This is a genomic window from Desulfacinum hydrothermale DSM 13146, assembly GCF_900176285.1.
GTDB classification, from domain to species: domain Bacteria; phylum Desulfobacterota; class Syntrophobacteria; order Syntrophobacterales; family DSM-9756; genus Desulfacinum; species Desulfacinum hydrothermale.
Genome location: NZ_FWXF01000001.1, coordinates 82990 through 108654 on the forward strand (window position 1 = coordinate 82990; position 25665 = coordinate 108654).

Sequence of the window (25665 nt, forward strand, 5' to 3'; positions counted from 1 at the left end):
ACTGAGCCGCTCTCAGTCCAACCTCAAGACATGGTTCCGGCTTCCGCCTGGAAAGTCTGCAGGATTTCCTCTTGCAGGGCGATGAGCTTTGCTTCACTCAGCTTCAACGCCCGCGCGCTGGCAACACCGGCCATCTCAAGCTCCGGCCTCTTGGTGGGTCCCAGTTCCAGCTTGTGGCAGAAGGCGTTGGCCAGATGAACGATCACGGCGAGGGCCGGCAGGATCTTGGCCCTGGCCGGGTTGTGGTGGCATCCGATGGCCTCGTCGATCTCTTCTGGAAATTGCCACTTTCGGGCCAGGAGCCGGCCCACTTGGGCGTGGTCGAACCCGAAGACCTCCCTTTCCAGCTTGGCAAAAGACAAGGACGGATCGCTGTAAACCTCCTGGATGATCAGGCGCATCTGGTCAGGGAAACGGGTGAACAGGATCATCTTGCCCACATCGTGAAGAAGTCCGGACAAGAAGGATTCATCCACCCGGGAATAGCGAAGGCGGACGGCGATGGTCCGCGCGGCCAGAGCGCAACCCACCGAATGCTCCCAGAGCAGCTTTTCCGTGAGCCCAAAGGGATCGAAAAGGTCGCGGGTGACCGAAGCGATCACCAGGGAGCGCACGGTCTTCATGCCGATGATCACCACCGCGTCGCGCAAGGTGGCAATGCTCCGAGACCGGGCGTAAAAGGACGAGTTGGCCAGTTTGAGCACACGGGCTGCAAGGGACGGGTCCTGGGCAATGAGCTTTTGAATGTCGTTGGCGTCGGCGTCCGGGTCGCTAATCTTTTTGATCACCAGGCTGGCCACGTGCGGCATGGCCGGCAGGTCGCCTGTCATTTGAACCAGTTTGTCCAGATCGGGCGAGGTCTGGGCTGCCTCCATAACAATTCCGTCCTCTGGCATGAGATGGGGTTGCACTCGATACTTTTTCATAATCGGTGCGAGGAGGAAAAAAGTTTAGGCCAAAATCGCCGCCCGGCGTGCAGGGGTGGGTGGTGCGGAGGTCTCTTGTTTCCTTTCGCATCGCCCATGGCTTCGCCAGAGCGGTCTCAAGGGTCAATCGGAAGATACGCGGCGTGGGGAGCTCGCAGCGTCGTCTTCCGATGTCTTCACCCCAAGGACCCCATACCTCAGGAGAACGAGCTCCGCCCCCACCCGTTGCACCTCCTTCAGGGTCAAGTCCATGGCGATGTCGGGACCGAAAAGGCCCAGTCCGGTGCCGAAGATTTTCGGAGAAACCGTGACGATGACGGAGTCGATGAGGCCTTGGCGGGCGAAGAGGGAGTTGATGTGGGGGCCGCCGGCCAGGATGACTTCCTCGTAGCCTTGCCCTTCCAGCCACTCAAGGATTCGTTGGGGTGGATCCCCGGAAAAGACCAGGTTTTCCCATGGGGACTTTCGGGATGGATCGCGGCTCATGACCACGTTGAGACGCCCTGGCAGAGGCTTTCCCAGGGTGTCGAAGGTTCGCGATCCCATGATGATCACGCCCGCCCGACGACTCAAAGCGGCGAACACCTTCTTGTCCTCCGGAGGGGTCCAATCGGGAAAATGGTCGGAATTGCGGGCGATCCGACCGTCCAGTGTCATGGCCATGAGCAGGGTGACTTGCATGGTGGTGGCTCCGCTTTGGGTCCAGGTCCGGCTTTCAGCGAAAGAGCTTTTCGTATTGTGGATAGCCTTCCTTGGCCAGATCTTTGGCGGGCACGAATCGCAGCGCGGCGGAATTGATGCAATAGCGCAGGCCGGAGGGGGGCGGTCCGTCGGCGAAGACGTGCCCCAGATGGGAATCGGCGTGCCGACTGCGCACTTCCGTTCTCACCGTGAAAAGGGACCGATCCTCGCGTTCCACCAGGTTGTCCGGTTCCAGCGGGCGCGTGAAGCTGGGCCAGCCGGTTCCGGAATCGAACTTGTCCAAAGAGCTGAAAAGCGGCTCGCCGGAAACCACGTCCACATAGATGCCGGGTTGCTTGTTGTCCCAGTATTCATTTCGGAAGGGAGGCTCCGTTCCATTTTCTTGGGTCACCTTGTACTGCATGGAGGTGAGCTTCCGTCTGAGTTCCGCCTCCGTGGGTTTGGAATAAGGGGATGGACCGCTTTCTTCGGATTTGTGTTGGGGCTCCTCCTTCCAGGTCTTTTTGAGGAAGCTGTCCCGTCCCGAATGGAACCGATAGAAGCGGTAGCGTAACGGGGACTTCTTGTAATAGTCCTGGTGATAGGTTTCCGCCTCGTAGAATCGTTCCAGCGGTCGGATCTTCGTCGCAATGGGCTTGGAGAAACGGCCGGAACGAGCCAAGGCTTCCTTGCTTTCCTGGGCCAACCGCCTCTGTTCTTCCGTGTGATAGAAGATGGCCGTGGCGTATTGGTCGCCGCGGTCCACGAACTGCCCGCCGGGATCGGTGGGGTCCACATGCCGCCAGAAATAATCGAGAAGCTCCTGGTAGGTGACCTTCCGGGGGTCGTAGATCACCTGGACCGCTTCCAGATGGCCGGTGGTCCCGGAGGAAACCTCTTCGTAGGAGGGGTTTTCCGTGTGACCGCCGGTATAGCCGGAAATCGCTTCCACCACACCTTCCAGCTTCTCAAAATCCGCCTCCACGCACCAAAAACAGCCACCCGCGAAGGTCGCTCGCTCCAGATTCTTCTTTTCTTGCGCCATGACGCCGTCTCCTGCTGGCAACCACCCCGATCCCATTCCCGCGGCAAGCACCAGGATGAGGATCCAAATGGCTCGGGTTTTTCCCGTTTTCATTGCCCACTCCTTCGGCCTCCTCCGTCCCTGTGTGAACCTGGGGCGAAAAAGGCTCCTGATCGTTCAACGTGCTTCTTGGACTATAAGCACGGTCGGGAAGGAAGGCACGTAAGAGGCGGACTTGTGGGCGGGGGGCGTGGGGCGTGGCGTCCCGGGTCCGTTTTTGCACGGGCCCTGGCACGGGAGGATTTCCTTCTGGAAAGATCCTCGCGGTGCGGCGGCCGCTTCGCTGGGCAAGGGGCAGAGGGGGCTTTCAACAGCAGCCTGAATCCAGACTGCAGCAGGAATCGCCTGTCCTTCCCAGAACCGAATTGATCACCGCCTGGGCGCACCCCACTCCCGTCTGGACCCGGATGGCTTCCGTGGGGCAATTGCGGGCGCAGGCGCCGCACTCCATGCACGCGTCCCGGTCGGTGATACGTGCCTTGCCGTTTTCCTGGACGAAGACCCCGTGGGGACAGACGAGGGAGCACATGCCGCAGCCCACGCAGCGCGACGCTTCGTATTGGAGACTGACCACGTCCTTCAGATAGACCAAATTGCCTCGCATCTTCTTCTTCCCATCGCGGCGTTCACGATGTCCAGCGGGCCGTCAGCCACAAGCCCACGAAGGCCGCAAATCCTGCGATTTCCAGCGGTACGGCCCAGCGCATCTCCTTTTTGACGCCCGAAAGGGACGTGTAGGTGGACGCGCCGGTGAAGTTCATACCCAGATAGGCGGCCACGGAAACCGTTCCCAGGATCCACGAAACCGCATCCAGGACGCCGGAGGCTCGCCCCGGGCCCAGGGGCCACAGCAGGGCGGTCGCCAGAAGTCCCGCCCAGATTCCCTTGGCGGCGAAGGCCCGGCCCGGCAGCCAGGGTAAAAGGAGCGGCGTGAGAACCGCTCCGGCGAAAACACCAGTGGTCATGGCCGTAACGGGCCCCAAGCCGAAAACGGCGGCCGCCGCCGCAAAGGAACCCGTGCCCAGGGCGCCGGCGAGTGCGAAAAAGATCACCGCCGCCAGTGCCAGCCACTTGAAGGCGTGCACCAGCTCCACGGGAATGAGGACCATCCGGTCGTACAAGCCGAAACGTTTACGGCGCATGGTGGGGGTGGCCTGCATGCCGGCATCGAGAAAGGCCGGCAGATCCCGGGCCTCCACCGGTCCAAACACCGCCTTGAAGCCGCATCGGGACCTGACCTTGTGGGCGGCCACTCCCGGGGCGCTCAGTTGCGGCAAAATGAGAAGACGGTGGTTCACCACCCTGTCCAGTCCACTGGCTTGAACCCGAAAGACCAGCTCATCCGTCCCGAAGGTTCCCTTTCCCGCCGCACACCACACGTTGATACCCTTGGTGTCCAGGACCAGGATCCAGGCGCAGCGGTCCTTCAAAGCCGATCGCAGATGGTCGAAGCTCAGCTTGTAATTGGCCGAGACCAGCACGGGGGCCTCCGAACCTGGTTCTCCCAGGGCGTAGAGGCCCGGATCCACCGTGTAGTGCATTCGGCCGACGCCCCAGCGGGCTTTTACGGTCCCCCAGCGGTCCCGACCCGTAAGCTGGCTCGAGACTTGGGGAATCGTCCCCGCGGCGGTTTCCACGCGGCCGATGACGAAGGGTTGATCCAAGCGGGGCGGGCTCGCCTGAGCCGCAGAAGAAGGGCTTCAGCCGCGGGGCCTTGCGGGTTCGCACGGCAAGGGTTGAGCCATGGGCAGGGTCGGCCGGGCTTGTGTGCCTTCATCCAGAGGCTTCGGGCTCATGGGAGCATCCTCTCATGGGTTTCGAAAAGCTTATGGTCGTCTAAGAATATACATCGCTACAGCGGGCATCAAGTCGGTTCTCCAGCGGGTCGCGGGGCGCGGCTAAGAAAACCCAGAGCCGCCAGGTTCCCCACGATGGACAGGATGGCGATGGGCTGGAAGGATCCAAAATGTTCCCATAGGGCCGGGCCCACCAGGGCTCCCAGAACCCTTCCCGCCACCAGCAGGCTGTAGTTGGCGGCCAGCCATTTGCCTCTTTCGCTGGGAGCCAACTGGGAGATGTAGGGAAAAGAACTCACCACGGAGAATTCAAAGAAGTAGGCCATGGCCATGAGGCTTGCCAGGGCCGCCGCCAGCGAATCGGTCACGAAGGTGAGCAGGAGGTAGCTGGCGGCGGTTCCCACGATGCCAAGGGTGAGCCCCCTGCGCTTTCCCAGCCGGTCCACCAGGAGCGCCACGGAGATTTCCGCACAGAATTCGCTGAGACCCAGCAGCGTGGAAAAGAGCCCCAGCGACTGGACATTGAGACCGAACCGGGATTCCATCCACGCCCCGTAGACGATCATGACGTTTTCATTGCCGCAAAAAATACAAAAGGTGACCGCCAGCGCCAGCCAGATGCGCCGGGAAGGAACGTTGGGGGCCGCGCTGCCGGTTCCGGACCTTTCAGAAGAGGCCGGTTCGGGGCCGCCGCCCGCGGGCGCATCGGGCAACCGGAAGGTGGCCGCAAACAGGAAGACAGCCAGTGCCAGCAGGAGCAGATAGGGCGAGTCCCACCCCCACCGGGCGATCAGCAGGCCGCTCAAGGGAATGCCCAGAAACCAGCTGGCGGACCAGGACGATTCCACCAGGCCCAGGGCGCGGGCCCTGTGGCGGTAACCCACATGGGCGCTCACATAGGATTGCACGGACGGATTGTAGACGGCCGTGGCCAGTCCCATCACCACGAAGCCGGTGAAGACGATCCAGTAGTTTTGGGAGACGGTGACCAGAAAGCAGCTGACCAGCAGGAAGGCGATTCCCAGAAGGAGCCCGGCCTTGTAACCGCGTTTCTCGGCGAAGATGCCAAAGGCGATTCCCGAAAGGCCCACCAAGGATCGGGCCGCCATCATGAGTCCCGCTTGTTCCAGGCTGATGCCCAACCCCCGTGCCATGGCCGGCAGGAAGGGATAGGCCACCCGGAAGCTCATATTGAGCACAATGCGACTGGCGATGAGAAGGAGCCAGGTGCGGCCCCGCATACCCAAGAACACGGTCTCCATCCTGGTTCGGGAAATGGTGAGAATCCGCAAGACAAACCAAGGACCTATACTCCGAATCGAAAAGGGACACAAGCGTTCCCGAAGGAGCTTGCCCGAACCCATCTCCCATCATGCCTGAAGACTTTCGATCCTCGTTGTCTCGTTGGGGCTTCTTATCGCTAACCGGAGGCCTTCCACGATGGAAACGGATTTTCCCAGGACCTGGCACATCAGGGATCGGCCCGGTGCGCCAGCGCCAAGGTTTGTCCTCGGCGGTCCGGAAAAACTGCGTTCAAAGAGGGGGCGTCTTGGCGCCAAGGCAGGGAAAAGGCGGGAAGACAAGACGGTGGGCATCTCGCTCACAGCACCCGAAGGGCTGGATAGCCCGCCGGCTTAGGCCGGAATCCGAAATTGTTTCTCAGCCCCGAAAGGGTCGGGCTCCCAAGAAAACGCTTCGTTCTTTTCGAAGCGGTCTTCCTGAGAGCCTGCCCCATAAAGGCCTCGCGGCCGTTTGGGGCTTTCTGACCAGTTGAAACTTCACCGGCCCCGTGGTGCTAGACAGCCGCAGTGGGGGCGGGTTCAGAACCCGCCCCCACTGCGGCAGGGCCAGGCCGGCAGCATGGGCCCGTCTGGTAGTCCCAAGCTTCCGTCCGTTTAAGAAGGGAACCACCCTAGGGTTCTCCCACAGCCTTCTAGCCCCAGTGTCCTTCCACGTCCGGGCCGTTGCTCTCTGCATACACGCCCCGTTTGAAGTTTTCCACCGCCTCCCGAATCGTTCCGGACACCTGGGTGTAGACAGGAATGCCGGCGGCCTGGAGCGTTCGAAAGGCCTTGGGACCGCAATGCCCTGTGAGAACCGCGTCCGGTTTGTGGCGCGAGACGGTCGTGGCGGCCTGGATCCCCGCCCCTTGCGACGCCTGAAGGTTCTGCGTGTTGGGAACCACCTGGTAGTCCAAGGTCTCCGTATCAACCATGAGAAAATAGGGCGCCCGGCCAAAGCGAGCGTCCACCGGGCTGTTCAGGTCCTCACCCGAGCTGCTGACGGCCACTTTCATGATGTCCCTCGCTTTTTAGTGATCACAAACATTGGCACCGGTCACCAAGTTCCCCTGGAGATAGCTGTTCACCAGAGTTTCGGGATCCAGGGCGGGAGCTCCCGTCAGGACCTGAACCCCGCGTTCCTGGAACAGGCTGATGGCCCGTTGGCCCATGCCGCCCGCGATGACCAGGTTCACACCTTGTTCGGCGATCCATCGAGGGAGCACACCGGGTTCGTGGGGAGGTGGGGTCCGTTCTTCCCTGCTTTCAATGCGGCCGTTCTGAACGGTCAGGATGGCAAACCGTTCGCAATGTCCAAAATGATTGCACAACATCCCGTTGGCCAAAGGGATGGCCACCTTGAAGTTGTCCTTTTCCATCCGCGGTACCTCCTTTGTCACATCGCTGGTCATGGCTTCGGTCTTCTCCTCCGGTAGAGGTGGAGAACACTTGTCAATCACTTCCGAAAGAAGCCCGTTGAGGCTCTCCAAAAAAGGTCCCGAAGCATCGGAACCGACCTCCAAGGGCATACCGGCGTCACCGGCCTCCACCACACGCGGTTCGAACGGCAGAGAGCCCAGGAAGGGAATGTTCATGCGTTCGGCCGTCTTACGGCCCCCTTCGGTCCCAAAAAGCGGAACGCTCTTTCCGCAATGGGGGCACACGAGCCCACTCATATTTTCCACCAGCCCCAGAATGGGCAGATGGGCCTTCCTGCAGAAATTGATGGATTTTCTCACATCGCTCAGGGCCACCTCCTGTGGCGTTGTCACGATAACGGCGTGGACGTCCGGGATGATCTGGGCCACGCTCAGGGGTTCATCCCCCGTCCCGGGCGGGCAATCGATGATCAGATAATCCAGATTTCCCCACTGGACCTCCGAGACAAACTGGCGGATCACGCCGTGTTTGATGGGGCCGCGCCAGATAACCGCTGAATCGGGGTCTTCCAGCAGGCATTGGATGGAAACCACTTGCAGATTCTCGTTGACCTGGACGGGAACGAGATGTTTTTGGTCGTCCACCTGGAACATCCCCGTGATGCCCAACATCTTGGGAATGCTGGGACCATGCAGGTCCGCATCCATAAGCCCCACGCGATACCCCTTTTGGGAAAGCCCGAAGGCCATGTAGGTGGCCACACTGCTTTTCCCCACGCCACCCTTACCGCTCATCACCAGGAGCTTGTGTTGAATTCGCCGCAACTGCTCTTTCAACCGGAGCTCTTCAGCGGCTTCTTCCCTTTTTGCTGCTTCCGCATCCGTTCCGCACGTATGGGAAGGGCACGATGTAGCCATGATCTTCTCTCCTTTTTCCTTTCAACGTCAGAATGGGATGGCAAACCGGAGGAGGTCCCGTGGTGCCAGACATCCTCCGGCACTTCAACTGTAGACAACTTTCGTGCCGAATGGAGCCAAAGGGCTCTTCACTTGGAGATTCTTGGGATCCGAAGGGGACAGTGGGCGTTTCTCTCCTCCCGAGGGTGACCGGAGTTGGGTTCAGGTTGAACCCTTAGTCGCGCTCTAATGGGGGCATCGTGTTCCCGGAGGGCTGCAGGGCCTCCAGGCCGTAGCGGCGGATCTTACGCCGCAGGGTGTTCTTGTCGATGCCCAGCTCACGTGCCGTGGCCATGCGCTTCCAGTTGTTGCGTTCCAGGGCTTCCCAAATGGCGCGCTTTTCGATTTCCTGAAGCGTCCAGCCCTGGAGCGGCTGGAACCCGCGCACCTCCTTTTGAAGGTGTTCCGGCAGATGGTCCGGGAGGATCCACCCGTTGCGGCACAGAATGAAGGCATGTTCAATGGCGTTTTCCAGTTCGCGGATGTTTCCGGGCCAATCGTGGCGCATGAAGACCTGAAGGGCTTCGGGGCTGAGGCCCAAAATCTTCTTTCCCTGCAGACGATTGAACCGATCGATGAAGTGTTCCACCAGGAGAGGGATGTCTTCCCGTCTTTGGGCCAGCGGCGGAAGCCACAACTTGACCACGTTGACCCGGTAGTAGAGATCCTTGCGAAAGATCCCCTCTTCCACCAGCTGGCTGAGGTCTTTGTTGGAGGCGGCGATGATCCGCACGTCCGCCTTGAGGCTCCTGGACGATCCCAAGGGTTCGTACACCTTTTCTTCCAGAACCCGCAGGAGGCGCACCTGCAGGGCGGGGGACACGTCACCGATCTCATCCAGAAAGAGGGTGCCACCTTGAGCCATGGCGAAGCGGCCGGCCCGGCTCTTCTTGGCGTCCGTGAAGGCCCCCGCCACATGGCCGAACAGCTCCGATTCCAGCAGGGTGTCGGGCAGGGCCCCGCAGTTGACGGCCACGAAGGGGCCCTTGGACCGGCGGCTCAAGGAATGAAGCGTGCGGGCCAGTACTTCTTTTCCGGTACCGCTTTCCCCCTGAATGAGGACCGTGCTCTCGCTCTGGGCGATCTCCGGAAGGATCGCAAAGAGCTTCTGCATGGCGGGCGCTTTGCTCAGAATGTCTCCGAACCGGTATCTCTTGTGGATCTCCTGGCGCAGTTTCTCCACCACGGTGAGATCCCGAAAGGTCTCCACCCCGCCCACCGTTCGGCCGTGTTTGTCTTTCAACAGAGCCGTGCTGACGCTGATGGGTACTTCCCGGTTGGAGGCGTTCAGGATCGCCACGGGACGGTCCACCACCGGCCGGCCCGTCTCCATGGTGTGGCGCAGCACGCAGGCCGTCTCACACACACTGGCCCGGAAGACCTCACAGCATGGACGGCCCAGGGCTTCTTCGGCTGGGATTTCCGTGATCCTTTCCGCCGCGCGATTGAAGAAGGTGACGCGAAAATCGGCGTCCACCGTGAAGACGCCGTCGGTGATGCTGTCCAGGATGGTCCGCGTCCATTCCGGAGCCGGCACGCCGGGATCGGCTATCCGCTTGTCTTCGGGATTGCCCGTGGGACACGCGGCCTTGTTCATGGAATCCATCCTGCGCATCATCCGCACTTCGTCATCCGAAATGCGGGCTGGGTGATGGGTCTGCCTCAGGGGCCGTCGAAGGCGAAGCCACAGACGGCTTCCCAGATCCTTTCGATTTCTCTCATGACTTGCGTTTCACCATAATCGACCAGGCTCCGCCCGTCAACTTGGGCCCGGGTGACCAGGGGATCGAAGGGAATGTGGCCCACAAAACGGGCGCCGGACGATACCGCCGCTTCCGCGATCCGATCCGCCTGGGCCCTGTGCAGGTCGGCCTTGTTGATGCAGACCGCCGCCGGGACCTTGAAATGTCGGGTCAATTCCAAGACTCGTTCCATGTCGTGGCGCCCGGACTGGGTGGGCTCGGAGACCACGAGCACCGCGTCGGCGTTTCCGATGGAGGCAATCACAGGGCAGCCCACACCGGGGGGGCCGTCGGTGAGGAGGCGCTCCACGCCCTCTTCTTCCGCCAGGCGTCGGGCTTCGGTGCGAACAAGGGACACCAGCTTTCCGGAATTTTCTTCGGCAATGCCCAACCGGGCATGGACCATGGGCCCATAAGGAGTCCTGGAAACGAACCACTCCCCGCACGTCTTTTCCGGGAAGTCCACCGCCCCCGCAGGGCACAGGTGGGCGCACACCCCGCACCCTTCACACAGAAGCGGTTCCACGCGAAAGTGTTCGTTGATCGCTCCAAACCGGCACCAATCCAGGCAAAGACCGCATTGGGTGCACTTGTCCGAATCGATGACGGCCTCATGGCCGGCCGCAAAGGGATGGCGTTCCAGGAGTTCAGGCCGAACCACCAGGTGCAGATCCGCCGCGTCCACATCCGCGTCGCACAGGACCACTTTTCTCGCCAAGGCGGCAAAGGCGGCCACCAGGCTCGTCTTTCCCGTGCCCCCCTTACCGCTGATAACCACCAGTTCCTTCATTCAAGAGGCTCCTCTTCAGCAGGCTGCTTTCCAAGACCGCAGGGTCTCCAGGATCTTTTCGTAGAGCTGTACCATGGCCTCTTTCCACTGGGGAAGCACCTCCACCAGCAGGCTTCCGCGGGCATAGGCTTCGGCCGTTTTCTTGTCGAAGGGCATTTCCAAGAGGATGGGGATGCCCTGCTGCTCGGCAAAGCGGTGGACCCGGCGGTCCCCGATGTCGCATCGGTTGATCACCAGTCCCATGGGCAGACCCAACTTGCGCACCGCGCCCACGGCCAGTTCCAGGTCGTTGAGGCCGAAGGGGGTGGGCTCCGTGACCAGCAGGGCAAAATCAGCTCCCCACAGGCTGGCCACCACGGGGCAGGAAGTGCCGGGGGGAGCGTCGATGAGAGTGAGCTCCCCCTCCAAACCCTGATGCTTTCGCACCTGCTCGATCAAAGGCGGCGCCATGGCCTCGCCCACCCGAAGGCGTCCTTCCACAAGGCTCACCATGCCCCGGCAGCCCCAGCGCACCTCCCCCACCAGGCGCTTGGACCAGCCGATGGCCTCTTCTTGACAGACAAGGGCGCACCCTCTGCAGCTATGGCACAGCTCCGGGAAGGTCATGGCGATTTCGGGCAGGATGGCAATGGCGTTGAACTGGCAAAGTTCCTGACAGGCACCGCACAGGCTGCACCGTTCCGCATCGATTTCCGGTACGTCCAGGTGGAACAGCTCCGACCCCGTCCAGCGAGGTTGCAAAAAGAGATGCGCATTGGGCTGCTCCACGTCGCAATCCAGAAGGGTTACAGGCTTTTCCAGACCGGCGGCCAGGTTGCACGCAATGGTGGTCTTGCCGGTGCCCCCCTTGCCGCTGGCGATGGCGATGATCATGCGTTCCCTCCCCGAACCATGGCTGTGCCGCATTGGGGACATACGACCTGTGTGCATGGGATGCCCCGCTGATGCTTTACCTTTTCTCCACACTGGGGACAGACACAGGTGCCGGCCGGTGCGCCCTGGCCGCGGCCGGCCCCTTGGCAAGCGCCTCTTCTTTGGCCTCCACCCCCCTGACCTCGGCCCTGTCCCCCGCCGCGCTGTCCGGATCCTTTTCCGCTACCAAATGCCATGATGTCTCCTTCCGAATGGATTTTCGGGGTGGGTGGTCCAGGCCTTCGGTATCGCCTGGGTCCACGACACCCGGGCAGCCAGAATCTGCTCTGGTCCAGCTTCCCCTCTTTGTAAGCTTCCAGGACTTCTTCCAGCTCGCCCGCCACCCCATGGATGATGTGGATGCCCAGTCCTTGGGCGTAATGGAGCAGCTCCGGGCTCAATGCACCGCAAATGAGCGTGCGAATCCCTTGCGCCCTCAATGCGGCCAGGCGTTGGTAGGGACGGGAATCCGACAGATCCAGGAGTTTCGCACTGGAATCGCCGGCCATCCCCACCACCACGATCTTGGTGCTCCAGTCCAATACCGGGGCCACCCGGCCCCGCAAAACCGCTATCGCCACCATGGCCCGTCTCCTCCTCGCCGGCTCTGAAAAGCATTCTTCATGCCAAGCACGTCGGTGCGGAGCCGGGGACGGAGGACAGGGCTCACAATCTAATATAAAAACGTTGGGATAGGGCCTGACAGAAGAAGGAAGGGGGAGGGTTGGTGAAGAGGAGAAAAAGGCAGTTGGGGCCCCGGGTGGGTTCAAAACGCACCCACCTGGGGGGCCGTCCTTTATCCCAGCCTTTCAGCGGCGCAGTGGGAGCCGGAAGCGCTTACTTGTCCGACTTGTAGCTTTCCTGAAAGACTTGGGGATTGACGTTACCCGAATCCGGGCCGCCGCATTCGGGAATGTAGCAGGTCACATCGATGAATTCGCACTTTTCCTTGCAGGAAGGGCAGGTCTCCGGCGGGGTGGTGGCCTCCACGGTATTGCCGCACTTGTTACATTTCCAAACGCTCATGGTCTCCTCCTCGATGAATGGACAGTACCTCTCAAAAATACGTTGGAACCGCTTTCCCCTAACCTTAACCATCCCAAGGCGCCTAGCCAACGGCCGATCTTTTTATGGGCCGTTTTGGAATCCGGTGGGCTCGCTCTTTTCAAAAGAAGGGCGGCTTGCCGTTCTTTTACCCGTCCGCCTGCCGGATCACGGACTCACCAGCAGGCTCGAACAGGTGAGGCCCGCTTCGGCCTTTCGCAGCTCGGAGATGTCCACGGTTTCCACGGAAAATCCGGCTTGGCGCAGCATCCTTTCCGTCCGGGCAAATCCTTGGGCCACAAGCACCGACCGGTGGAGCCGCAGGATGTTGGCGGCTTCGGCTTCCTCTTCGGGGACTTCCAAAACGCGGAAGCCGCCGAAGGGCTCCATGTCGATCCACGCCGGGTAGGCCACCAGGGTGTGATCGTCGGCGGCCGTGACGGCGGTCTTGAGATGCAGACAGCCGTGCACCTGGACCGGCTTCACCTGGTAGCCGTGGGGAGCCAGGATGGCCCGAAGCTGTTCCATCCCGTCCCGGTTGGTGCGCAACGAAAGGCCCACAAACAAGGTCTTGCCCACGCGCAGGACGTCCCCTCCGTCCAGGGTGCCCGGGGCCTGGATGGCTGCCAGAGGGCGGTAGCGGGCCAACGCAGGCCGGATCCCGGCCACTTCCTCCCTTCGGGAAGGCGCCCCCGGCCGGCATAGAACAGCGATTTCGTCCAGCACCACGGCGGTATCTTCCACGAAGACGGAATCCGGTAGATGCTCGTTGACGGTGAGTTCCTCCACGGAAAAGCCGTGGCGGCGCAGGACGTCCTGGTAGGCCGCGTGCTGTCGCCGGGCCCGATCCAGATCCAGCGGCTCCCTCACGCGATGGGTCAGTTCACATTGGTGGATGTTGGGCGAGACGCGATGGGTGATGGCGATCATTTCGTTAGCCTTCCAAGCGGAATGGGTTGGGTGTTCCGGAAATGAAGGATCACAGGTCACGGCCGTCCCACGGCGGACCGCGGTCCATCCTACACGAACCGCTTGCCTCTTTCCACGGGGAGGTCTATGGTCTATCTTCCGTTGGGTCGGCATGGGAAAGCGGGAACTTTTCAGGGGCTTGGCACGCCGAGAAGGCGTTTCCAGAGTGGGATGGCTATGGTCGGCACGGCGATCAATGTGACCACAGTGGTGACGGGGGGCCTCATCGGGACCTTCCTGGGGGCCCGGCTTCCGCAAAACACGCAGCGTTCCGTGATGCACGGTTTGGGGCTCCTGACCCTGGTCATCGGCATGCAGATGGCCATGAAGACGGAGAACGTTCTCATCCTGCTGGGGGCCATCCTGGTGGGGGTTATCGTGGGGGAGGGGCTGCAACTTCAGACGGGGCTGGAACGACTGGGCAACCGGCTGCAGGCCCTGTTCAAGGCGGGAACCCATTCCACGGTGAGCGAAGGCTTCGTGACGGCCAGCCTGGTCTTTTGCGTGGGGCCCATGGCCATCCTGGGATCCCTTCAAGACGGCCTGTCGGGCGATTTCAAGCTGCTTGCCATCAAATCCATGCTGGACGGCTTCGCCGCCATCGCCTTTTCGGCCAGCCTGGGCTGGGGCGTGCTTCTGTCGGCGGTGAGCGTCTTTTTGTACCAAGGAAGCATCACCCTGCTGGCCGCCGGACTGGACAGGATCCTCACCCCGGAAATGATCACGGAAATATCCGCCGCCGGCGGGCTCCTCATCGCCGCCATAGGGCTCAAGCTCTTGAACGTAAAGGATATTCGCATCGCCAACTTTCTGCCGGCCCTGGCCGTAGCTCCGGTCATCGTGGCCCTGCTGCCGCTTCTCAAGGCCTGGTGGCCCTACTGATCCAGGGACCGGCGCGGAAACGCCCAGGAGTCTACACATGAAGTGCACCGACTTTCCCGAATCCATCCGTCCTTACGTGGTGCCGGAAGTGGCCGGCCGATACATCTATCGCTGTCTGGGCTGCCAGGCGACCTTCGGGGTGGAAGAGCTGCTCTACACGTGCCCTCAGTGCGGCAGCGTGCTCATGATCCGGGATGAGGACTGGGATCGGCTGAAGGCCATACCCGGTCCCACCTGGCGACGCATTTTCGATTATCGTGCCATGGTGACGGAACCGGCCCTCAAAGGGATCTACCGCTTTCACGAACTGCTGGGTTCGATCCTGCCCCTGGACGCCGTGATCTACCTGGGCGAAGGGCACACGCCTGTGGTGCAGGCCAACGCCAAGATGCGCGACTGGGTGGGTCGGCCGTTCTTCTTCAAAAATGACGGGCAAAACCCCAGTGCCTCCTTCAAGGACCGGGGCATGGCCAGCGCCTTCAGCTACCTCAATCACCTCATCAAGAGCCAGGGCCTGACCCAGGTGTTGGCTGTCTGTGCCTCCACGGGGGACACGTCCGCCGCGGCGGCCCTCTACGCGTCCTACCTGGTGGACGGAGTGACCTCCGCCGTGCTGCTGCCCCAGGGCAAGGTGACTCCCCAGCAGCTGAGTCAACCCTTGGGCAGCGGCGCGCGGGTCATCGAGATCCCCGGGGTCTTCGACGATTGCATGAAGATCGTGGAATACCTGGCGGAACACTATCCGGTGGCTCTCATGAACTCCAAGAACGCCTGGCGCATCCTGGGGCAGGAATCCTACAGCTACGAAATCGCCCAGGCCTTCGACTACGAGGTGGCCGATCTGGTGGTGACGGTCCCCATCGGAAACGCGGGCAACATCACGGCGGTCATGGCGGGCTTTCTCAAGCTTCACGACCTGGGGATCATCACCCAACTGCCGTGGATCCTGGGCGTCCAGTCCCACCACGCCGATCCGGTCTATCGCTACTATCTGGAACCGGATCCCCAAAAGCGGGAATTCCGGCCGGTGACGGTGCAGCCCAGCGTGGCCCAGGCGGCCATGATCGGCAATCCGGTCAGCATGCCCCGGGTGGTCCAGCTGGTGGAGCAGTTCCGGTCCATCGCGGGAGACCAGGCGGTCCAGGTGGTTCAGGTGACGGAACAAGAGATCATGGATGCCATGCTGCGGGCCAACCGAAACGGGCACATCGCCTGCACCCAGGGCGGCGAGTGCCTGGCGGGATGGCGGCGAGCCGTTGCGGATGGAGCCATCCCGGACGGAAAGGTGGGCGTGCTGGACGCCACGGCCCACGCGCTCAAGTTCGCCATCTTCCAGGAAAAGTACTTTGAGGATCGCTTCGAGCCCGAATTCGGCGTGGTGCCCAAGGAAGAACTGCGGAATCGCCCGGTGCTGGTGCGCCCTCCCCAGGGGGTGCCCTGTCCGGTGCCGGGAGCGGGCATGGACGCCGAGTCCTTCCGCGCCTTCGTGACGGCCACGGGCGACGCCGTGGCGTCCATGCTTGGCTTGCGAAAATAGCGCCAAGCCCCGCCCCTCCTCGGGCAGGGGGCGGGCTGCCCTGGCACCGGCGGATCTTTCCGCCCCTGGGCGGCCTGCCGGCGGGATCAGCGCAGGACCATCACAGAGGTCCTGCAGGTGCTCACGAAATGGCCGATGGAATCGGTCTTCTTCTTGAATAGGCGGGACAGGGGGGACTTCTTTCCCAGCCAGAGGGCCAGGAGCCCTTCGGTGACCTGGGAGGAGATGAACTGCTGAAAATCGTCCGTTTCGCTGAAGCGGATGTTGGCCGGCACGCCTTTCCCCTTGTAGTAGTCGTAAACGGCATTGAGCCAGGGAAAGACCTCACGCTTGATGCCCCCTGCCTTGGTGAGACCCACCACCTCCAGCTCGGCCCCCGTGATGGAAGCCATCTGATTCATCATTTCCAAGGCGTCCTGGGTGATGTCGCTTTCGTCCAGGCACAGGAAGAGCTTGCGGATGGGCACCGCCTCTTTCACGAGGAGGACCGAGACCTCGGCTCCATCCACCACCTTCTGGGGCACCTGGGGATCGTCCTGCCACAAGCACTGCTCCCCGGGGGTGCATCCCATGACGATGAGGCTGCAGGCGTCCTCTTCGGCCGCGGCCAGAATCTCCGATGCTGTCGGGCCGAAACGGACCCGGATCTTCAACTCCTTCATGGCTCCTCGCGCCACCTGCAGGTGTTCCCAAAGGCCTTGGCGAAGGCGGATCCACTCGTGCTGCTGGCGGGTGGGAGCGTAGGGTGAGTTGCCCTCCGGCCAGTGGGTGAGAAACGCGTCCCGATACCGCGCGAGAGCTTCCAAAGTAGGATGGGTGTGGGCCGGCACGGTTCCCGGAGCGGCCGCCTGTTCCATGGATTTGTCCAGAACGCCGAGGAAAGTGAGGTCCGCCCAGGTGTTTTCGGCCAACTTGGCGAGGACCTGCAAGGCGTGGGCGCTGTACGGGTGTTGGTCCGCAGCGAAGAGAATCCTCATGATGTCACCTCCTTTTGCAGGAAACGTTGGGTGGAAGCCTCCATGGGGAAGCCCACGTCCATCGGCCTGGGGCGGCCGATTCCCGTTTCGGGGCTTCGGGCATCGAGCCCGAGCGCATCTGTGATTGTCATGTCAAAACCTGTCGCCAACGCATGTTCCCAGGGGGCGCTTGCACGGTTTGCTTTCGCAGAGCCGGGATCACGCCCCTACGGCGGCCCGGCCAAGCCGACCGCACGGCCCCACAGGGAGTAATCTGGGCGTTCTCAGAAAAGCTCCTAGGAACCAGCCCGCCTTTTCGCCTCCGCCCGGCGCACCACGTCCACGATCTCGTGGATCTTGAACGGCTTGGCCACGAAGTCGAACACGCCCTTTTGCAGGGATTCCTTGGCGGTCTCCATGGTGGCGAAGCCCGTGATGACGATGACCTCCGTGGACGGGGATTGGTTCTTGACCTCCGTGAGAAATTGCATCCCGTCGATCTTTTCCATCTTGAGGTCGGTGATCACCACGTCGAAATCTTGCTCCCGGGTCCGCTCCAGGGCACGGGTGCTGTCCGTGAAGGTTTCCACCTCATAGCCGGCCTTTTCGAACGCAGGTTTCAGTCGCTTGCAGACGATGGGCTCATCGTCCAGAATCAGGATCCGAGTCTTGTCTTCCTTATCCATGGGAGCCTCCTTTGGGCCTGGAGTCTTCCGGCCCTTCCGACGGTGATTCCAATAGACGCGTGAACCGGTCCAGGTGCCGTATCACTTCCTGGTCACTGACGAGTTGAACATCCAGCTGGCGGGTATAGGCCACAAGAGCTCCCACCAGCCGCAGCTTTTCCTCCATGGTGGCACGGGCCCGCTTCTTCATGCGGCCCACCACCAGATCCCCGTGGATCTCCACACGGAATCCCCAGCGGGCCAGCATCTCCGCGATGAATCGGGCGCGCCGGGCCCTGCGGGTCGAGTCGGTGACGCCGCCCAGAAAACGAAAGTAGATGTAGTTGTCATCGATCCGATCGGTTACATAGGCATCGATGATATTAAAATGATACCCGATTCTCAAGTTGACGTTCATGTAGTTGGAAGAAACGACCGCCAAATTGAGCCCCACCTCTTGCAAGGAAGCCCGGTGGGTGTCGAAGGTCCGACTCATGCTGGACATGAATGCGCCGAAATCCATGCCCACGGGCGTGCGTTCCCAGAGGTTGGAACCCACCAGTCCGGAAAGAAAAGCCCGCATGGGCACGGAGACGATATCCTGGAGTTGAAGGGTGCGCTCATGGGGATCGGCCTGCGTGCCTCCCTCCGCATCGATCACCCGGAGGTCCAGGGGGATGGAGGCCTGGAGCCGCTTGGGTTTGGATCCCGCCAGATGGGGCCCGGCCAGGTTGATGTTGGCCAGTTCCGCCACGGCCCGTTCATGGACGAAGCGCGTGATATCATGGAGGGTGCGACAACCCTGCGGACTGAACTGCGGACTCTGGGGATCCACCAGATTGAGCGGGGTGATGTGGCGGAGCAGACGTTGCAAAAGTCGGTATTCGTAGGATTCTTCAAAGACCTCCCCCTGGGCCAGCTCGTAATAGCAAAGATCCTGGATACGGCCCCGATAGATCACGTTTTCATTGGCGTCCAAGGTGATTTCGTCTCCGGTGCGAAGATCCCGGGTGGCCGTTCGGGTATTGACCACGGTGGGGACCCGGAATTCCCTGGCCACGGTGGCCATGTGGCCCATGGGGGATCCCACGTCGGTGATGATCCCCTGCACTTGTCGGATCACCTGAGCCAGCCGCGGGGAACTTTCTCGGGCCACCAAAATGGCGCCGGGGGGAACCCGCTGCAGGTCCTCATCGCCTTCCACGACGAACACGCGGCCCGCGGCGATGCCCCGCTGAACCACGTCGCCCCGCCCTGACCACACAACCGGCGTGTCGGCGGCGAGATCGGCCAGACGGCACGTGTCGGTATCCGTGAAGGGCTTGACGCGCAGCGGCCGGGCCTGAAGGATGACGAGCCGTCCGGAGGTGTCGAAGGCCCATTCCACGTCCTGAGGCCGTTTGAAATACCGCTCCAGAAGCAGCCCCGTGGAGGCCAACAGGCTGAGCTGAGATGAGTTCAGGCATGCCTTGGTCTGTTCCGGCTCCGGAACCTCCACCCACTGCATGCCCCCACCCGGCTTCATGACCAGGGCCTCCTGCTTGTGCACCACGTGCATCTGCAGAAGGGGATGGGGGGGATCCCGGCTCACCTGGAAGCGATCCACCCGTCGGCTGCCTTCCACCACGGGAGGTCCGAAGCCCCAGGTGGCGGCCACGGTGATCATTTCCGAACGGGGCTCCACCGGGTCCAGAGTGTAGAGAACGCCACTCACCACGGCATCCACCATGACCTGACAGCCCACGGCCATGGCCCTTTCATGGCTCCGGAAGCCCTTGTCCCGTCGGTACCTCCAGGCCTCCGGGGAAAAGGTGCTCGCCAGCACCTTACGATAGGCCTGGACGAGCTTCCCTTCGCCGACATTGAGAAAAGACCGGTGCAGGCCCGCAAAACTGTGTTCCGTGTCTTCTCCAGGGGCGCTGCTGCGCACGGCGAAAAAGATCTCTTCTCCTCCTCCCGTTCGACGCGCCACGGTTTCGATGCGGTGCTGGATCTCGCTGGCAATCGCGTCGGGGATGTGCAGGTTCAGGATCTTCTCCTGCACGTCCCTCAATGCCTGTTCCAGGTCTTTTCCCTCGCGGGGGCCCGTTTCGTCCAACCGGGCGATCAGATCGTTGATTCCGGCGGCGTCCAGAAGTTCATGGTAGGCTCGGATGGTGATGGCGAAGCCGTCCGGGGTGGGCAGCTCCAGTACGTTCCGCACCTCCGTCAGGTTGGCGTTCTTGCCTCCGACCTCCTCCCTCCAGTCCCGATTGCAGTGCTCGTAAAGGATCGTGTACGGGATCTCCTGCAAGGCCGGCCGCCCGGCCAGGATCTCCTTGATGGTCGCCTTGTTGCGCTCCAGACAGTCGTAGAGATCCATGTACTTCTGATGGCCGAGCGTGTTCAAGTCGTGAATCATGTGAAAGCACAAATCGATCAGCTTTTCACATGACGAGCGGATGTACTGGCTGTCGAAGACATACTCGCCGCTCAGCTTGTCGCCCATTTCGGCCATCAGTTCCAGGATCTCGTTGTTCCGGGCCAGGATCGATCGGAAGTACTCCAGTACCTGCGGCAAGGGAAGGGGAGATCTGCGCCGCGTCCAGCGGTTGAGCACTTGGCGAATCCTGGCCCCCAAAGCTTTCATGCAAGGCTTCCTTTCAGTGGGCTCCTTTTCCGGCGCCGAAGATGAACCCCATGAGGAGACCACCGACGATGGCCACCAGCGTGGCCAAGATCCCGTGCCAGAGGGCGTGCTGGAAGGCCATCTTCTTGATGAAGGCCGGGGTGCCCACCAAGCGGGCCCGGATGGGTACCGAGGCGGAATCCACGATCCGGCCCTGCGAAACGGCATAGACTTCCAGATGATAGTCGCCCTCACTCAAGCGGGCCGGAATCTGCAGCGAGGCGCGGAAGGTCCGTGCCCCCTGCTCTTCGGGGCCGTAGGCGATGGACCCCACATTCTGCCGGTAGAGTCCCTCCTTCCTTTTTAGCTTGAGGAGCTCCTGGAAGAAAAGGTGCTTGTCTTCTCCTTCCGGCTCCATGGACACGCGAGACTCCAGCCCCTCCAGGCCCAGGGTCCAGATGCCGTGAGGATCATTGGCGTCCGCCTGGCCCAGGGCGTCCCAGGGTTTGGGTAGATAGAGCAGAAAGACGTTGGGAAAGTCGTGGAATTCCAAGGACCCACGGTTCATCCAGAGGCATCCGAGTACCTTGCCCTTCTTTTTCAGATGCAGGTCGTCGGGAACGCCCACAAAGCGCACCACCACGTCTTGGTCCACGGCCACCCGCCCTTCCACGTTCAGGGTGGTGCCGTTGTAGAAGGTTCCGATCTCAAAGGCCTGGGGCTGGATGGAGACCTCCATGGCCTGGGCCGCGCCTAGGCCCCAAAGCGCCCAACAGGCTATCATCGCCAGGATCCATTGCATGATCTTGATTCGCCGCATCAGTGTCCTCCTGCTTGTGCCACAAGAACGTCGGGGGTGAGCAAAAGGCCGAGCAACATCTTGACCATCACCGCCAAGACCAGCACGGCCAGGATGATCTTCAGCTGATCGCCTTTGAGGCGCTTGCTGATCCGAGCGCCCACTTGGGCCCCCACGGTGGATCCCAAAAGGAGCAGGAATGCCAGCACGAAATCCACGGTGTGATTGCTATAGGATTGCATGATGGTCACATCGATGCACGTGAAGAGGATCTGGAAAAGGCTGGTTCCCACCACCACGTGCATGGGCATGCGAAGCAGATAAACCATGACGGGCACCATGATGAAGCCGCCTCCCACCCCCATGATCGCCGCCAAAATGCCCACCAGGATGCCCAGCAGCAAGGGCATGAGCAACGACATGCGCACGCCCGAGCGCGGAAATTCCGTCTGGAAGGGAAGGGATGCCACGAAACGAGCGTAGGCGGAAGGCCGGGCCGGGTGGGCCGGGGCCGGCGCCGCTTGGGCCGCGCTGCTGCTGCGCAGGGACCGATAGCTTTCCTGGAACATGTAGACGCCGATGATGCCCAGCATGAGGACATAGGTGATGCTGATCAAGAAGTCCGCATTGCCCAACTGGCGTAAAATCTTGATGATCTGCACGCCCACCGTGCCGCCGGCAACCCCCCCCAAGAGCAGCAACAGGCCCATCTTGAAGTCCACGTTGCCCATGCGGAAGTGGGCGATGGTTCCCGACGTGGAGGCGCCCACGATCTGGTTGGAGTCGGAAGCCGCCGCCACCGTGGGGGGAATGCCGATCATGATGAGCAGGGGGGTCATGAGAAAACCCCCGCCCACGCCGAAGATGCCCGACAACAGCCCCACAAAGCCTCCCAACCCCAGGATGAGAAGCAGGTTCACGCTGTTTCCCGCAATGGGAAGGTAGAGATGAAAGGGTAGATGCATGAGATCAGTCCTCCTCCGTTGGTCCCATCGTCCGTTTGGGGTGAACGATTTCCACGGCGCATCCCAAGCGCGCCCGGATCTTATGGATCCGCATCAACGCCTCATGGTGGTCGCGTCGGTGCTTGTCCGGGATCCCCACGATCCACAGGGTCACCCGGTATTCGCGACAGAACCTCACAAGTGCCTCTTCATAGCTTCCCTCCGAGATGTGAATGTCCACCGATACGCCGTCCGCCCGGGCTCCTTCGATGAGCATCTGCATCCGCTCTGCCACCTCGTCGCCGACCGAAAAAAGGCGGCTCGATGCGCCCGCCGCCCGGCTTCCCGGTCGCTCCAGGCTGAGTACGTAAAGGCGCGCCCCGATGCGACGCGCCAGGGAGATCCCCCGGGCCAAGGCACCCAATGCCTCCATGCCTTCATCGCTGACCGTCACCACGATTCTTTCCATCGTCATCTCCCGCCGGAGAGGAAGGCAAGAAGGGTGCCCAGCACGTAACATATCGGAAGAAAAGGAAATTATCTGATGAATCGGTGGATTTCCGAGGCGGATACCCCCGCTTGTTCCAATGTGGAACAAAAAAGGGGAGGAAAGGAAGATGTTTTGTTTCAAATTGGAATGGCGGCGGGCCCTAGGAAGGCGTGTCGCCCGGAGGTGTCCCGTGCAGGCCGTACCTTTTCATCTTCCGCCACAGGGTGGTGCGCGGCATCTCGAGGATTTGGGCCGCCAGGTTCTTGTTGTGGCCGGTGGCGGCCAGCACCCGCTGGATATGGCGCTTTTCCACTTCGTGAATGGGCAGCAGCGCTTCGCCCCCGTAGGCCTCCACTTCCAGGTCCCGCAAGTCTTCGGGGAGATCTTCCACCGTGATTTCGCTCTTTTCGGTGAGGGCCACGGCCCGTTCGATGATGTTTTCCAATTCCCGGACGTTTCCCGGAAAGCTGTGGTTTTTCAAGATGTCCAAGGCCTGGGGGCGGATGCCCTCCACCGGTTTACCGAACAGGGCGCGGTATTTGCCGATGAAGTGGGCCACCAACACCGGGATGTCTTCGCGGCGTGCGGCCAGGGTGGGCAAGGGGATGCGCACCACGTTGAGCCGGTAATAGAGGTCTTCGCGGAATCGACCGGCCGTGACCTCCTGTTTCAGGTCCTTGTTGGTGGCGGCGATGATGCGGATGTCCAGGGCGATGGGCCGCGTGCCCCCCACCCTGAGGATCCGTTTTTCCTGGAGCACATGGAGCAGTTTGACCTGCATGGTCAGGGGCATTTCCCCGATCTCGTCCAGGAAGACCGTGCCGCCCATGGCCGATTCCATGAGCCCCACCTTGGTGGTGGTGGCACCCGTGAAAGCGCCCTTTTCATAGCCGAACAGCTCACTGGTGATCAGCTCTTCGGTGAAGCCACCGCAGTTGAAAGCAATGAAGGGCCGGGAGGCCCGGGGACTCAATCCGTGAATGGCCCGCGCCACCAGTTCCTTCCCTGTACCGCTCTGGCCCTCGATCAGAACGGTGCAGTCCAAGGGGGCCACCTTATGGACCAGGTCGAAGACTCTTTGGATGGGCTGGCTTTTTCCCACGATGCGGCTCAGGGGGTCCCCCCCGCCCAGGGCCCGGCGCAACCGCTCGTTTTCTCGGCGCATGGCCACCTTTTCCACGGCGCCCTTGGTCAGGTGGCGGATGTCGCTGAGTCGCACGGGTTTAGTCACGTAGTGGTAGGCTCCGGCTTTCATGGCGGCCACGGCATTTTCGATGGACCCGTACCCCGTGATCACGATCACTTCCGTGCCGGGCCATCGCTTCTTGACGTTGGTCAGGACGTTCAGTCCGTTCATGTCGGGCAGCCGTAGATCGGTGACCACCACATGGAAGGGGCTACGCTCCATGGCCTTCAGGAACGGGCCGGCGCTGGTGAAGGATTGAACGTCGTAGCCGTCCTTGGTCAGGGCGCGCGCCAGCCGCTTGCAGACCAGCACCTCGTCATCGATCACGGCCAGGTGCCACATCGTTTTCTCCACGGGATGTCTCTTCGGCAGTCTCCTCTTCCACGTTCAGCACGGGTAGAAAGACGGAAAAGGTCGTTCCGCTCCCCACCTGACTCTGCACCTCTATATGCCCTCCGTGCTTTCGAATCAAGGAATAGGTGACAGAAAGGCCCAGGCCGGTGCCACGGCCCACTCCCTTAGTGGTGTAAAAGGGCTCGAAGATGTGTTCCAGGTCTTCCGGGCGGATGCCGAGGCCGTTGTCGGTCACGTCGATCCGCACCATCTTCCCGTCGCAGCCCATCCGCACCTGGATCTCTCCCCCCTGGGGCATGGCCTGAATCGCATTGAGAAAAAGATTGAGGAAGACCTGTTCCAGGTTCCGCCAGTGGCCGCGGATGGGGGGAATGGGATCCTCAATGTGCATCTCCAGGTGAGTGCCCGTCAGCATGAGCTGGTTTTTCAGCAGGCGTGCGGTTTGTTGTACAACCTTTCGCACGTCCACTTCTTCAAAAGAGGGGCGATCGGTTCGGGAAAAATCGAGCAGCCCCTTGACGATCTCAGCGGCCCGTTCGGCCTGATTGAGGACGTCCAGCACCAGTTCCCGGGCTTCGGGTTCCAGGGATTTTTCATGGTCTTCCAGCAACATCTCCGCGGTCAGATAGATGTTGTTGAGGGGATTGTTCAGTTCGTGGGCGATGCCGGCCGTGAAGGTCCCCAGGGCGGCGATCTTGCGCGATTGAATGAGGGCTTCCTGGTTTGTTTCCAGCTCTTGGGCCATGCGATTGAAGGCGTTGATGAGCAGGCAGATTTCGTCTTGTGAATCGCATTGGTAGGGAATGGGGCGAAAATCCCCCTTGGCCACCCGAGAGGTGGTCTCCCGCAAAACGGCCAGGGGTCTCAGGAGATAGGCGCTCACAAAGCGAAAGATCCCCATGAGTGCCAGGGCCACCACGCCCATCATGGCCAGGGGGAACCGGTAGGACAGTTTGAGCGCCTTGTGAATCCGCTGGCGCTTCCTATCCAGTAGCCTTCGGCTGAAGTCCACCAAAAGCTTGCCATGGTCCCTGATCCGTTGCATCTGTTGCGGATCGGGCGCTCCAGCTCCCTGGCTGTAGCGGTAGATCAACGCCTTGTAGGCCGCGAATTCCTTCAAGAAAGCTTGGTAGTCCTGCGGGCCTATCACCCGCTGGATATCCTTTTCGTGCGCCTTGAGGAGCCCCTCGGCGCGTTGCAGGTAGTCGTGGCTTTCCTGGAGGCTGCGGGGATTGGAATAGAGCAGATAGTTCTTTTCGAAGCGCCGGATCTCCAAGATGTCATTGAAGAGATCCTCGAACTGTTCGCTCAAGAGCAGCTTTTGTTGGACGGTGCTCATCCACCACCAGTAGTGGATTCCGAGGCTGCAGATAAACAGGAGAATGATGGCGGACATGACTAGAATCCGTCCTCGGATGGTGTTGAGCATCATGGCCTCCTTACTTAAGGTCTCGATCAGCACTTTCGGTGGAACCGTTCCCTGATGAGGCAAAGACTGGGCCGAACCCACCGGACGACCGTCCCTGGCCGTGCCCCGCCGCCTCGGGGGGGGCGTCAAGGACCAGAGCTGGGGGTGAGCGAGGTGCCTCGCCTGCCCAAGTTCAAGCTTATACGAACGGGGTGATCTTTTACCAGGGGGAGGTGTCTGGTGGTTGCGGTTTTTTGCTTCTCGGCCGAGAAGGGG

Annotated in this window: 24 protein-coding genes; 2 read left to right on the forward strand and 22 right to left on the reverse strand. The window is 61.4% G+C overall.

Annotated elements, in window-relative coordinates:
* Positions 1-23: 23 nt before the first annotated feature.
* From B9A12_RS00375 to B9A12_RS00440, 14 genes are all read right to left on the reverse strand, one after another.
* Complete coding sequence (locus tag B9A12_RS00375) at positions 24-875, reverse strand: HDOD domain-containing protein (RefSeq protein WP_170920235.1); 852 nt, start codon at positions 873-875, stop codon at positions 24-26.
* A gap of 174 nt (positions 876-1049) precedes the next feature.
* Positions 1050-1607 carry a dihydrofolate reductase family protein gene (locus tag B9A12_RS00380; RefSeq protein WP_084055565.1) on the reverse strand — a complete coding sequence of 186 codons (558 nt, stop codon included), beginning with the start codon at positions 1605-1607 and terminating at the stop codon, positions 1050-1052.
* 34 nt (positions 1608-1641) lie between these two features.
* Positions 1642-2745 (reverse strand): peptide-methionine (S)-S-oxide reductase MsrA, encoded by a 1104-nt coding sequence (msrA, locus tag B9A12_RS00385; RefSeq protein WP_084055566.1) that lies wholly within the window; start codon positions 2743-2745, stop codon positions 1642-1644.
* Positions 2746-2998: 253 nt separating this feature from the next.
* Positions 2999-3295, reverse strand: coding sequence for a mercury methylation ferredoxin HgcB (gene hgcB, locus B9A12_RS00390; protein ID WP_084055567.1), 297 nt, complete (start codon positions 3293-3295; stop codon positions 2999-3001).
* Between the two features lie 22 nt (positions 3296-3317).
* Entirely contained in the window at positions 3318-4436 is a 1119-nt protein-coding gene (gene hgcA / locus B9A12_RS00395; protein WP_342752477.1) for a mercury methylation corrinoid protein HgcA, read from the reverse strand.
* 119 nt (positions 4437-4555) lie between these two features.
* Positions 4556-5740 (reverse strand): MFS transporter, encoded by a 1185-nt coding sequence (locus B9A12_RS00400; RefSeq protein ID WP_170920236.1) that lies wholly within the window; start codon positions 5738-5740, stop codon positions 4556-4558.
* 680 nt (positions 5741-6420) lie between these two features.
* Positions 6421-6783 carry a NifB/NifX family molybdenum-iron cluster-binding protein gene (locus B9A12_RS00405; RefSeq protein ID WP_084055570.1) on the reverse strand — a complete coding sequence of 121 codons (363 nt, stop codon included), beginning with the start codon at positions 6781-6783 and terminating at the stop codon, positions 6421-6423.
* Between the two features lie 15 nt (positions 6784-6798).
* The gene (locus tag B9A12_RS00410) at positions 6799-8064 is read right to left on the reverse strand and encodes an iron-sulfur cluster carrier protein MrpORP (RefSeq protein ID WP_084055571.1); all 1266 of its coding nucleotides are present in this window, start codon (positions 8062-8064) and stop codon (positions 6799-6801) included.
* Positions 8065-8278: 214 nt separating this feature from the next.
* Complete coding sequence (locus tag B9A12_RS00415; RefSeq protein WP_084055572.1) at positions 8279-9700, reverse strand: sigma-54 interaction domain-containing protein; 1422 nt, start codon at positions 9698-9700, stop codon at positions 8279-8281.
* 65 nt (positions 9701-9765) lie between these two features.
* Positions 9766-10635: an ATP-binding protein gene (locus B9A12_RS00420; RefSeq protein WP_084055573.1), complete on the reverse strand. Its 870-nt coding sequence runs from the start codon at positions 10633-10635 to the stop codon at positions 9766-9768.
* A 15-nt stretch (positions 10636-10650) separates the two neighbouring features.
* Positions 10651-11508, reverse strand: coding sequence for an ATP-binding protein (locus B9A12_RS00425; protein WP_084055574.1), 858 nt, complete (start codon positions 11506-11508; stop codon positions 10651-10653).
* Entirely contained in the window at positions 11505-12131 is a 627-nt protein-coding gene (locus B9A12_RS17190; RefSeq protein WP_212636774.1) for a hypothetical protein, read from the reverse strand. The genes B9A12_RS00425 and B9A12_RS17190 overlap by 4 nt, the downstream gene beginning before the upstream one ends.
* Before the next feature lie 253 nt (positions 12132-12384).
* Positions 12385-12573, reverse strand: coding sequence for a rubredoxin-like domain-containing protein (locus B9A12_RS00435; protein WP_084055575.1), 189 nt, complete (start codon positions 12571-12573; stop codon positions 12385-12387).
* A gap of 186 nt (positions 12574-12759) precedes the next feature.
* Positions 12760-13521 carry a dimethylarginine dimethylaminohydrolase family protein gene (locus B9A12_RS00440; RefSeq protein ID WP_084055576.1) on the reverse strand — a complete coding sequence of 254 codons (762 nt, stop codon included), beginning with the start codon at positions 13519-13521 and terminating at the stop codon, positions 12760-12762.
* 216 nt (positions 13522-13737) lie between these two features.
* Here B9A12_RS00440 and B9A12_RS00445 point away from each other — a divergent pair, with 216 nt between their 5' ends.
* Together B9A12_RS00445 and thrC are read left to right on the forward strand one after the other, a co-directional pair.
* Positions 13738-14442: a DUF554 domain-containing protein gene (locus B9A12_RS00445; RefSeq protein ID WP_084055577.1), complete on the forward strand. Its 705-nt coding sequence runs from the start codon at positions 13738-13740 to the stop codon at positions 14440-14442.
* 37 nt (positions 14443-14479) lie between these two features.
* Complete coding sequence (gene thrC, locus B9A12_RS00450; protein WP_084055578.1) at positions 14480-15979, forward strand: threonine synthase; 1500 nt, start codon at positions 14480-14482, stop codon at positions 15977-15979.
* A gap of 86 nt (positions 15980-16065) precedes the next feature.
* On the opposite strand, the gene B9A12_RS00455 is transcribed toward thrC, so the two are convergent.
* From B9A12_RS00455 to B9A12_RS00490, 8 genes are all read right to left on the reverse strand, one after another.
* Positions 16066-16956 carry a universal stress protein gene (locus B9A12_RS00455; RefSeq protein ID WP_084055579.1) on the reverse strand — a complete coding sequence of 297 codons (891 nt, stop codon included), beginning with the start codon at positions 16954-16956 and terminating at the stop codon, positions 16066-16068.
* A 275-nt stretch (positions 16957-17231) separates the two neighbouring features.
* The gene (locus B9A12_RS00460; RefSeq protein WP_084055580.1) at positions 17232-17621 is read right to left on the reverse strand and encodes a response regulator; all 390 of its coding nucleotides are present in this window, start codon (positions 17619-17621) and stop codon (positions 17232-17234) included.
* Positions 17614-20229 carry a PEP/pyruvate-binding domain-containing protein gene (locus B9A12_RS00465; RefSeq protein WP_084055581.1) on the reverse strand — a complete coding sequence of 872 codons (2616 nt, stop codon included), beginning with the start codon at positions 20227-20229 and terminating at the stop codon, positions 17614-17616. Before B9A12_RS00465 ends, B9A12_RS00460 begins: the two co-directional genes overlap by 8 nt.
* Before the next feature lie 13 nt (positions 20230-20242).
* Positions 20243-21028 carry a TIGR02186 family protein gene (locus B9A12_RS00470; protein ID WP_084055582.1) on the reverse strand — a complete coding sequence of 262 codons (786 nt, stop codon included), beginning with the start codon at positions 21026-21028 and terminating at the stop codon, positions 20243-20245.
* Positions 21028-21972: a sulfite exporter TauE/SafE family protein gene (locus B9A12_RS00475; RefSeq protein WP_084055583.1), complete on the reverse strand. Its 945-nt coding sequence runs from the start codon at positions 21970-21972 to the stop codon at positions 21028-21030. Before B9A12_RS00475 ends, B9A12_RS00470 begins: the two co-directional genes overlap by 1 nt.
* A gap of 4 nt (positions 21973-21976) precedes the next feature.
* Positions 21977-22420, reverse strand: a complete 444-nt coding sequence (locus tag B9A12_RS00480; protein WP_170920237.1) for a universal stress protein — start codon at positions 22418-22420, stop codon at positions 21977-21979.
* Positions 22421-22601: 181 nt separating this feature from the next.
* Positions 22602-23969 (reverse strand): sigma-54-dependent transcriptional regulator, encoded by a 1368-nt coding sequence (locus B9A12_RS00485; protein WP_084055585.1) that lies wholly within the window; start codon positions 23967-23969, stop codon positions 22602-22604.
* Positions 23944-25413, reverse strand: a complete 1470-nt coding sequence (locus B9A12_RS00490) for a sensor histidine kinase (protein ID WP_170920238.1) — start codon at positions 25411-25413, stop codon at positions 23944-23946. The genes B9A12_RS00485 and B9A12_RS00490 overlap by 26 nt, the downstream gene beginning before the upstream one ends.
* Positions 25414-25665 lie beyond the last annotated feature (252 nt).

What these genes read in the sequence shown, in the direction of transcription:
- hgcB (WP_084055567.1), bottom strand. Translation starts at nt 3,295, where the DNA reads ATGCGAGGCAATTTGGTCTATCTGAAGGACGTGGTCAGTCTCCAATAC.
- B9A12_RS00380 (WP_084055565.1), bottom strand. Translation starts at nt 1,607, where the DNA reads ATGCAAGTCACCCTGCTCATGGCCATGACACTGGACGGTCGGATCGCC.
- B9A12_RS17190 (WP_212636774.1), bottom strand. Translation starts at nt 12,131, where the DNA reads ATGGTGGCGATAGCGGTTTTGCGGGGCCGGGTGGCCCCGGTATTGGAC.
- B9A12_RS00405 (WP_084055570.1), bottom strand. Translation starts at nt 6,783, where the DNA reads ATGAAAGTGGCCGTCAGCAGCTCGGGTGAGGACCTGAACAGCCCGGTG.
- B9A12_RS00460 (WP_084055580.1), bottom strand. Translation starts at nt 17,621, where the DNA reads ATGGATAAGGAAGACAAGACTCGGATCCTGATTCTGGACGATGAGCCC.
- thrC (WP_084055578.1), top strand. Translation starts at nt 14,480, where the DNA reads ATGAAGTGCACCGACTTTCCCGAATCCATCCGTCCTTACGTGGTGCCG.
- B9A12_RS00480 (WP_170920237.1), bottom strand. Translation starts at nt 22,420, where the DNA reads ATGGAAAGAATCGTGGTGACGGTCAGCGATGAAGGCATGGAGGCATTG.
- B9A12_RS00485 (WP_084055585.1), bottom strand. Translation starts at nt 23,969, where the DNA reads ATGTGGCACCTGGCCGTGATCGATGACGAGGTGCTGGTCTGCAAGCGG.
- B9A12_RS00425 (WP_084055574.1), bottom strand. Translation starts at nt 11,508, where the DNA reads ATGATCATCGCCATCGCCAGCGGCAAGGGGGGCACCGGCAAGACCACC.
- B9A12_RS00440 (WP_084055576.1), bottom strand. Translation starts at nt 13,521, where the DNA reads ATGATCGCCATCACCCATCGCGTCTCGCCCAACATCCACCAATGTGAA.
- B9A12_RS00415 (WP_084055572.1), bottom strand. Translation starts at nt 9,700, where the DNA reads ATGAACAAGGCCGCGTGTCCCACGGGCAATCCCGAAGACAAGCGGATA.
- msrA (WP_084055566.1), bottom strand. Translation starts at nt 2,745, where the DNA reads ATGAAAACGGGAAAAACCCGAGCCATTTGGATCCTCATCCTGGTGCTT.
- B9A12_RS00455 (WP_084055579.1), bottom strand. Translation starts at nt 16,956, where the DNA reads ATGAGGATTCTCTTCGCTGCGGACCAACACCCGTACAGCGCCCACGCC.
- B9A12_RS00410 (WP_084055571.1), bottom strand. Translation starts at nt 8,064, where the DNA reads ATGGCTACATCGTGCCCTTCCCATACGTGCGGAACGGATGCGGAAGCA.
- B9A12_RS00375 (WP_170920235.1), bottom strand. Translation starts at nt 875, where the DNA reads ATGGAGGCAGCCCAGACCTCGCCCGATCTGGACAAACTGGTTCAAATG.
- B9A12_RS00445 (WP_084055577.1), top strand. Translation starts at nt 13,738, where the DNA reads ATGGTCGGCACGGCGATCAATGTGACCACAGTGGTGACGGGGGGCCTC.
- B9A12_RS00475 (WP_084055583.1), bottom strand. Translation starts at nt 21,972, where the DNA reads ATGCATCTACCCTTTCATCTCTACCTTCCCATTGCGGGAAACAGCGTG.
- B9A12_RS00465 (WP_084055581.1), bottom strand. Translation starts at nt 20,229, where the DNA reads ATGAAAGCTTTGGGGGCCAGGATTCGCCAAGTGCTCAACCGCTGGACG.
- B9A12_RS00490 (WP_170920238.1), bottom strand. Translation starts at nt 25,413, where the DNA reads ATGATGCTCAACACCATCCGAGGACGGATTCTAGTCATGTCCGCCATC.
- B9A12_RS00470 (WP_084055582.1), bottom strand. Translation starts at nt 21,028, where the DNA reads ATGCGGCGAATCAAGATCATGCAATGGATCCTGGCGATGATAGCCTGT.
- B9A12_RS00435 (WP_084055575.1), bottom strand. Translation starts at nt 12,573, where the DNA reads ATGAGCGTTTGGAAATGTAACAAGTGCGGCAATACCGTGGAGGCCACC.
- B9A12_RS00420 (WP_084055573.1), bottom strand. Translation starts at nt 10,635, where the DNA reads ATGAAGGAACTGGTGGTTATCAGCGGTAAGGGGGGCACGGGAAAGACG.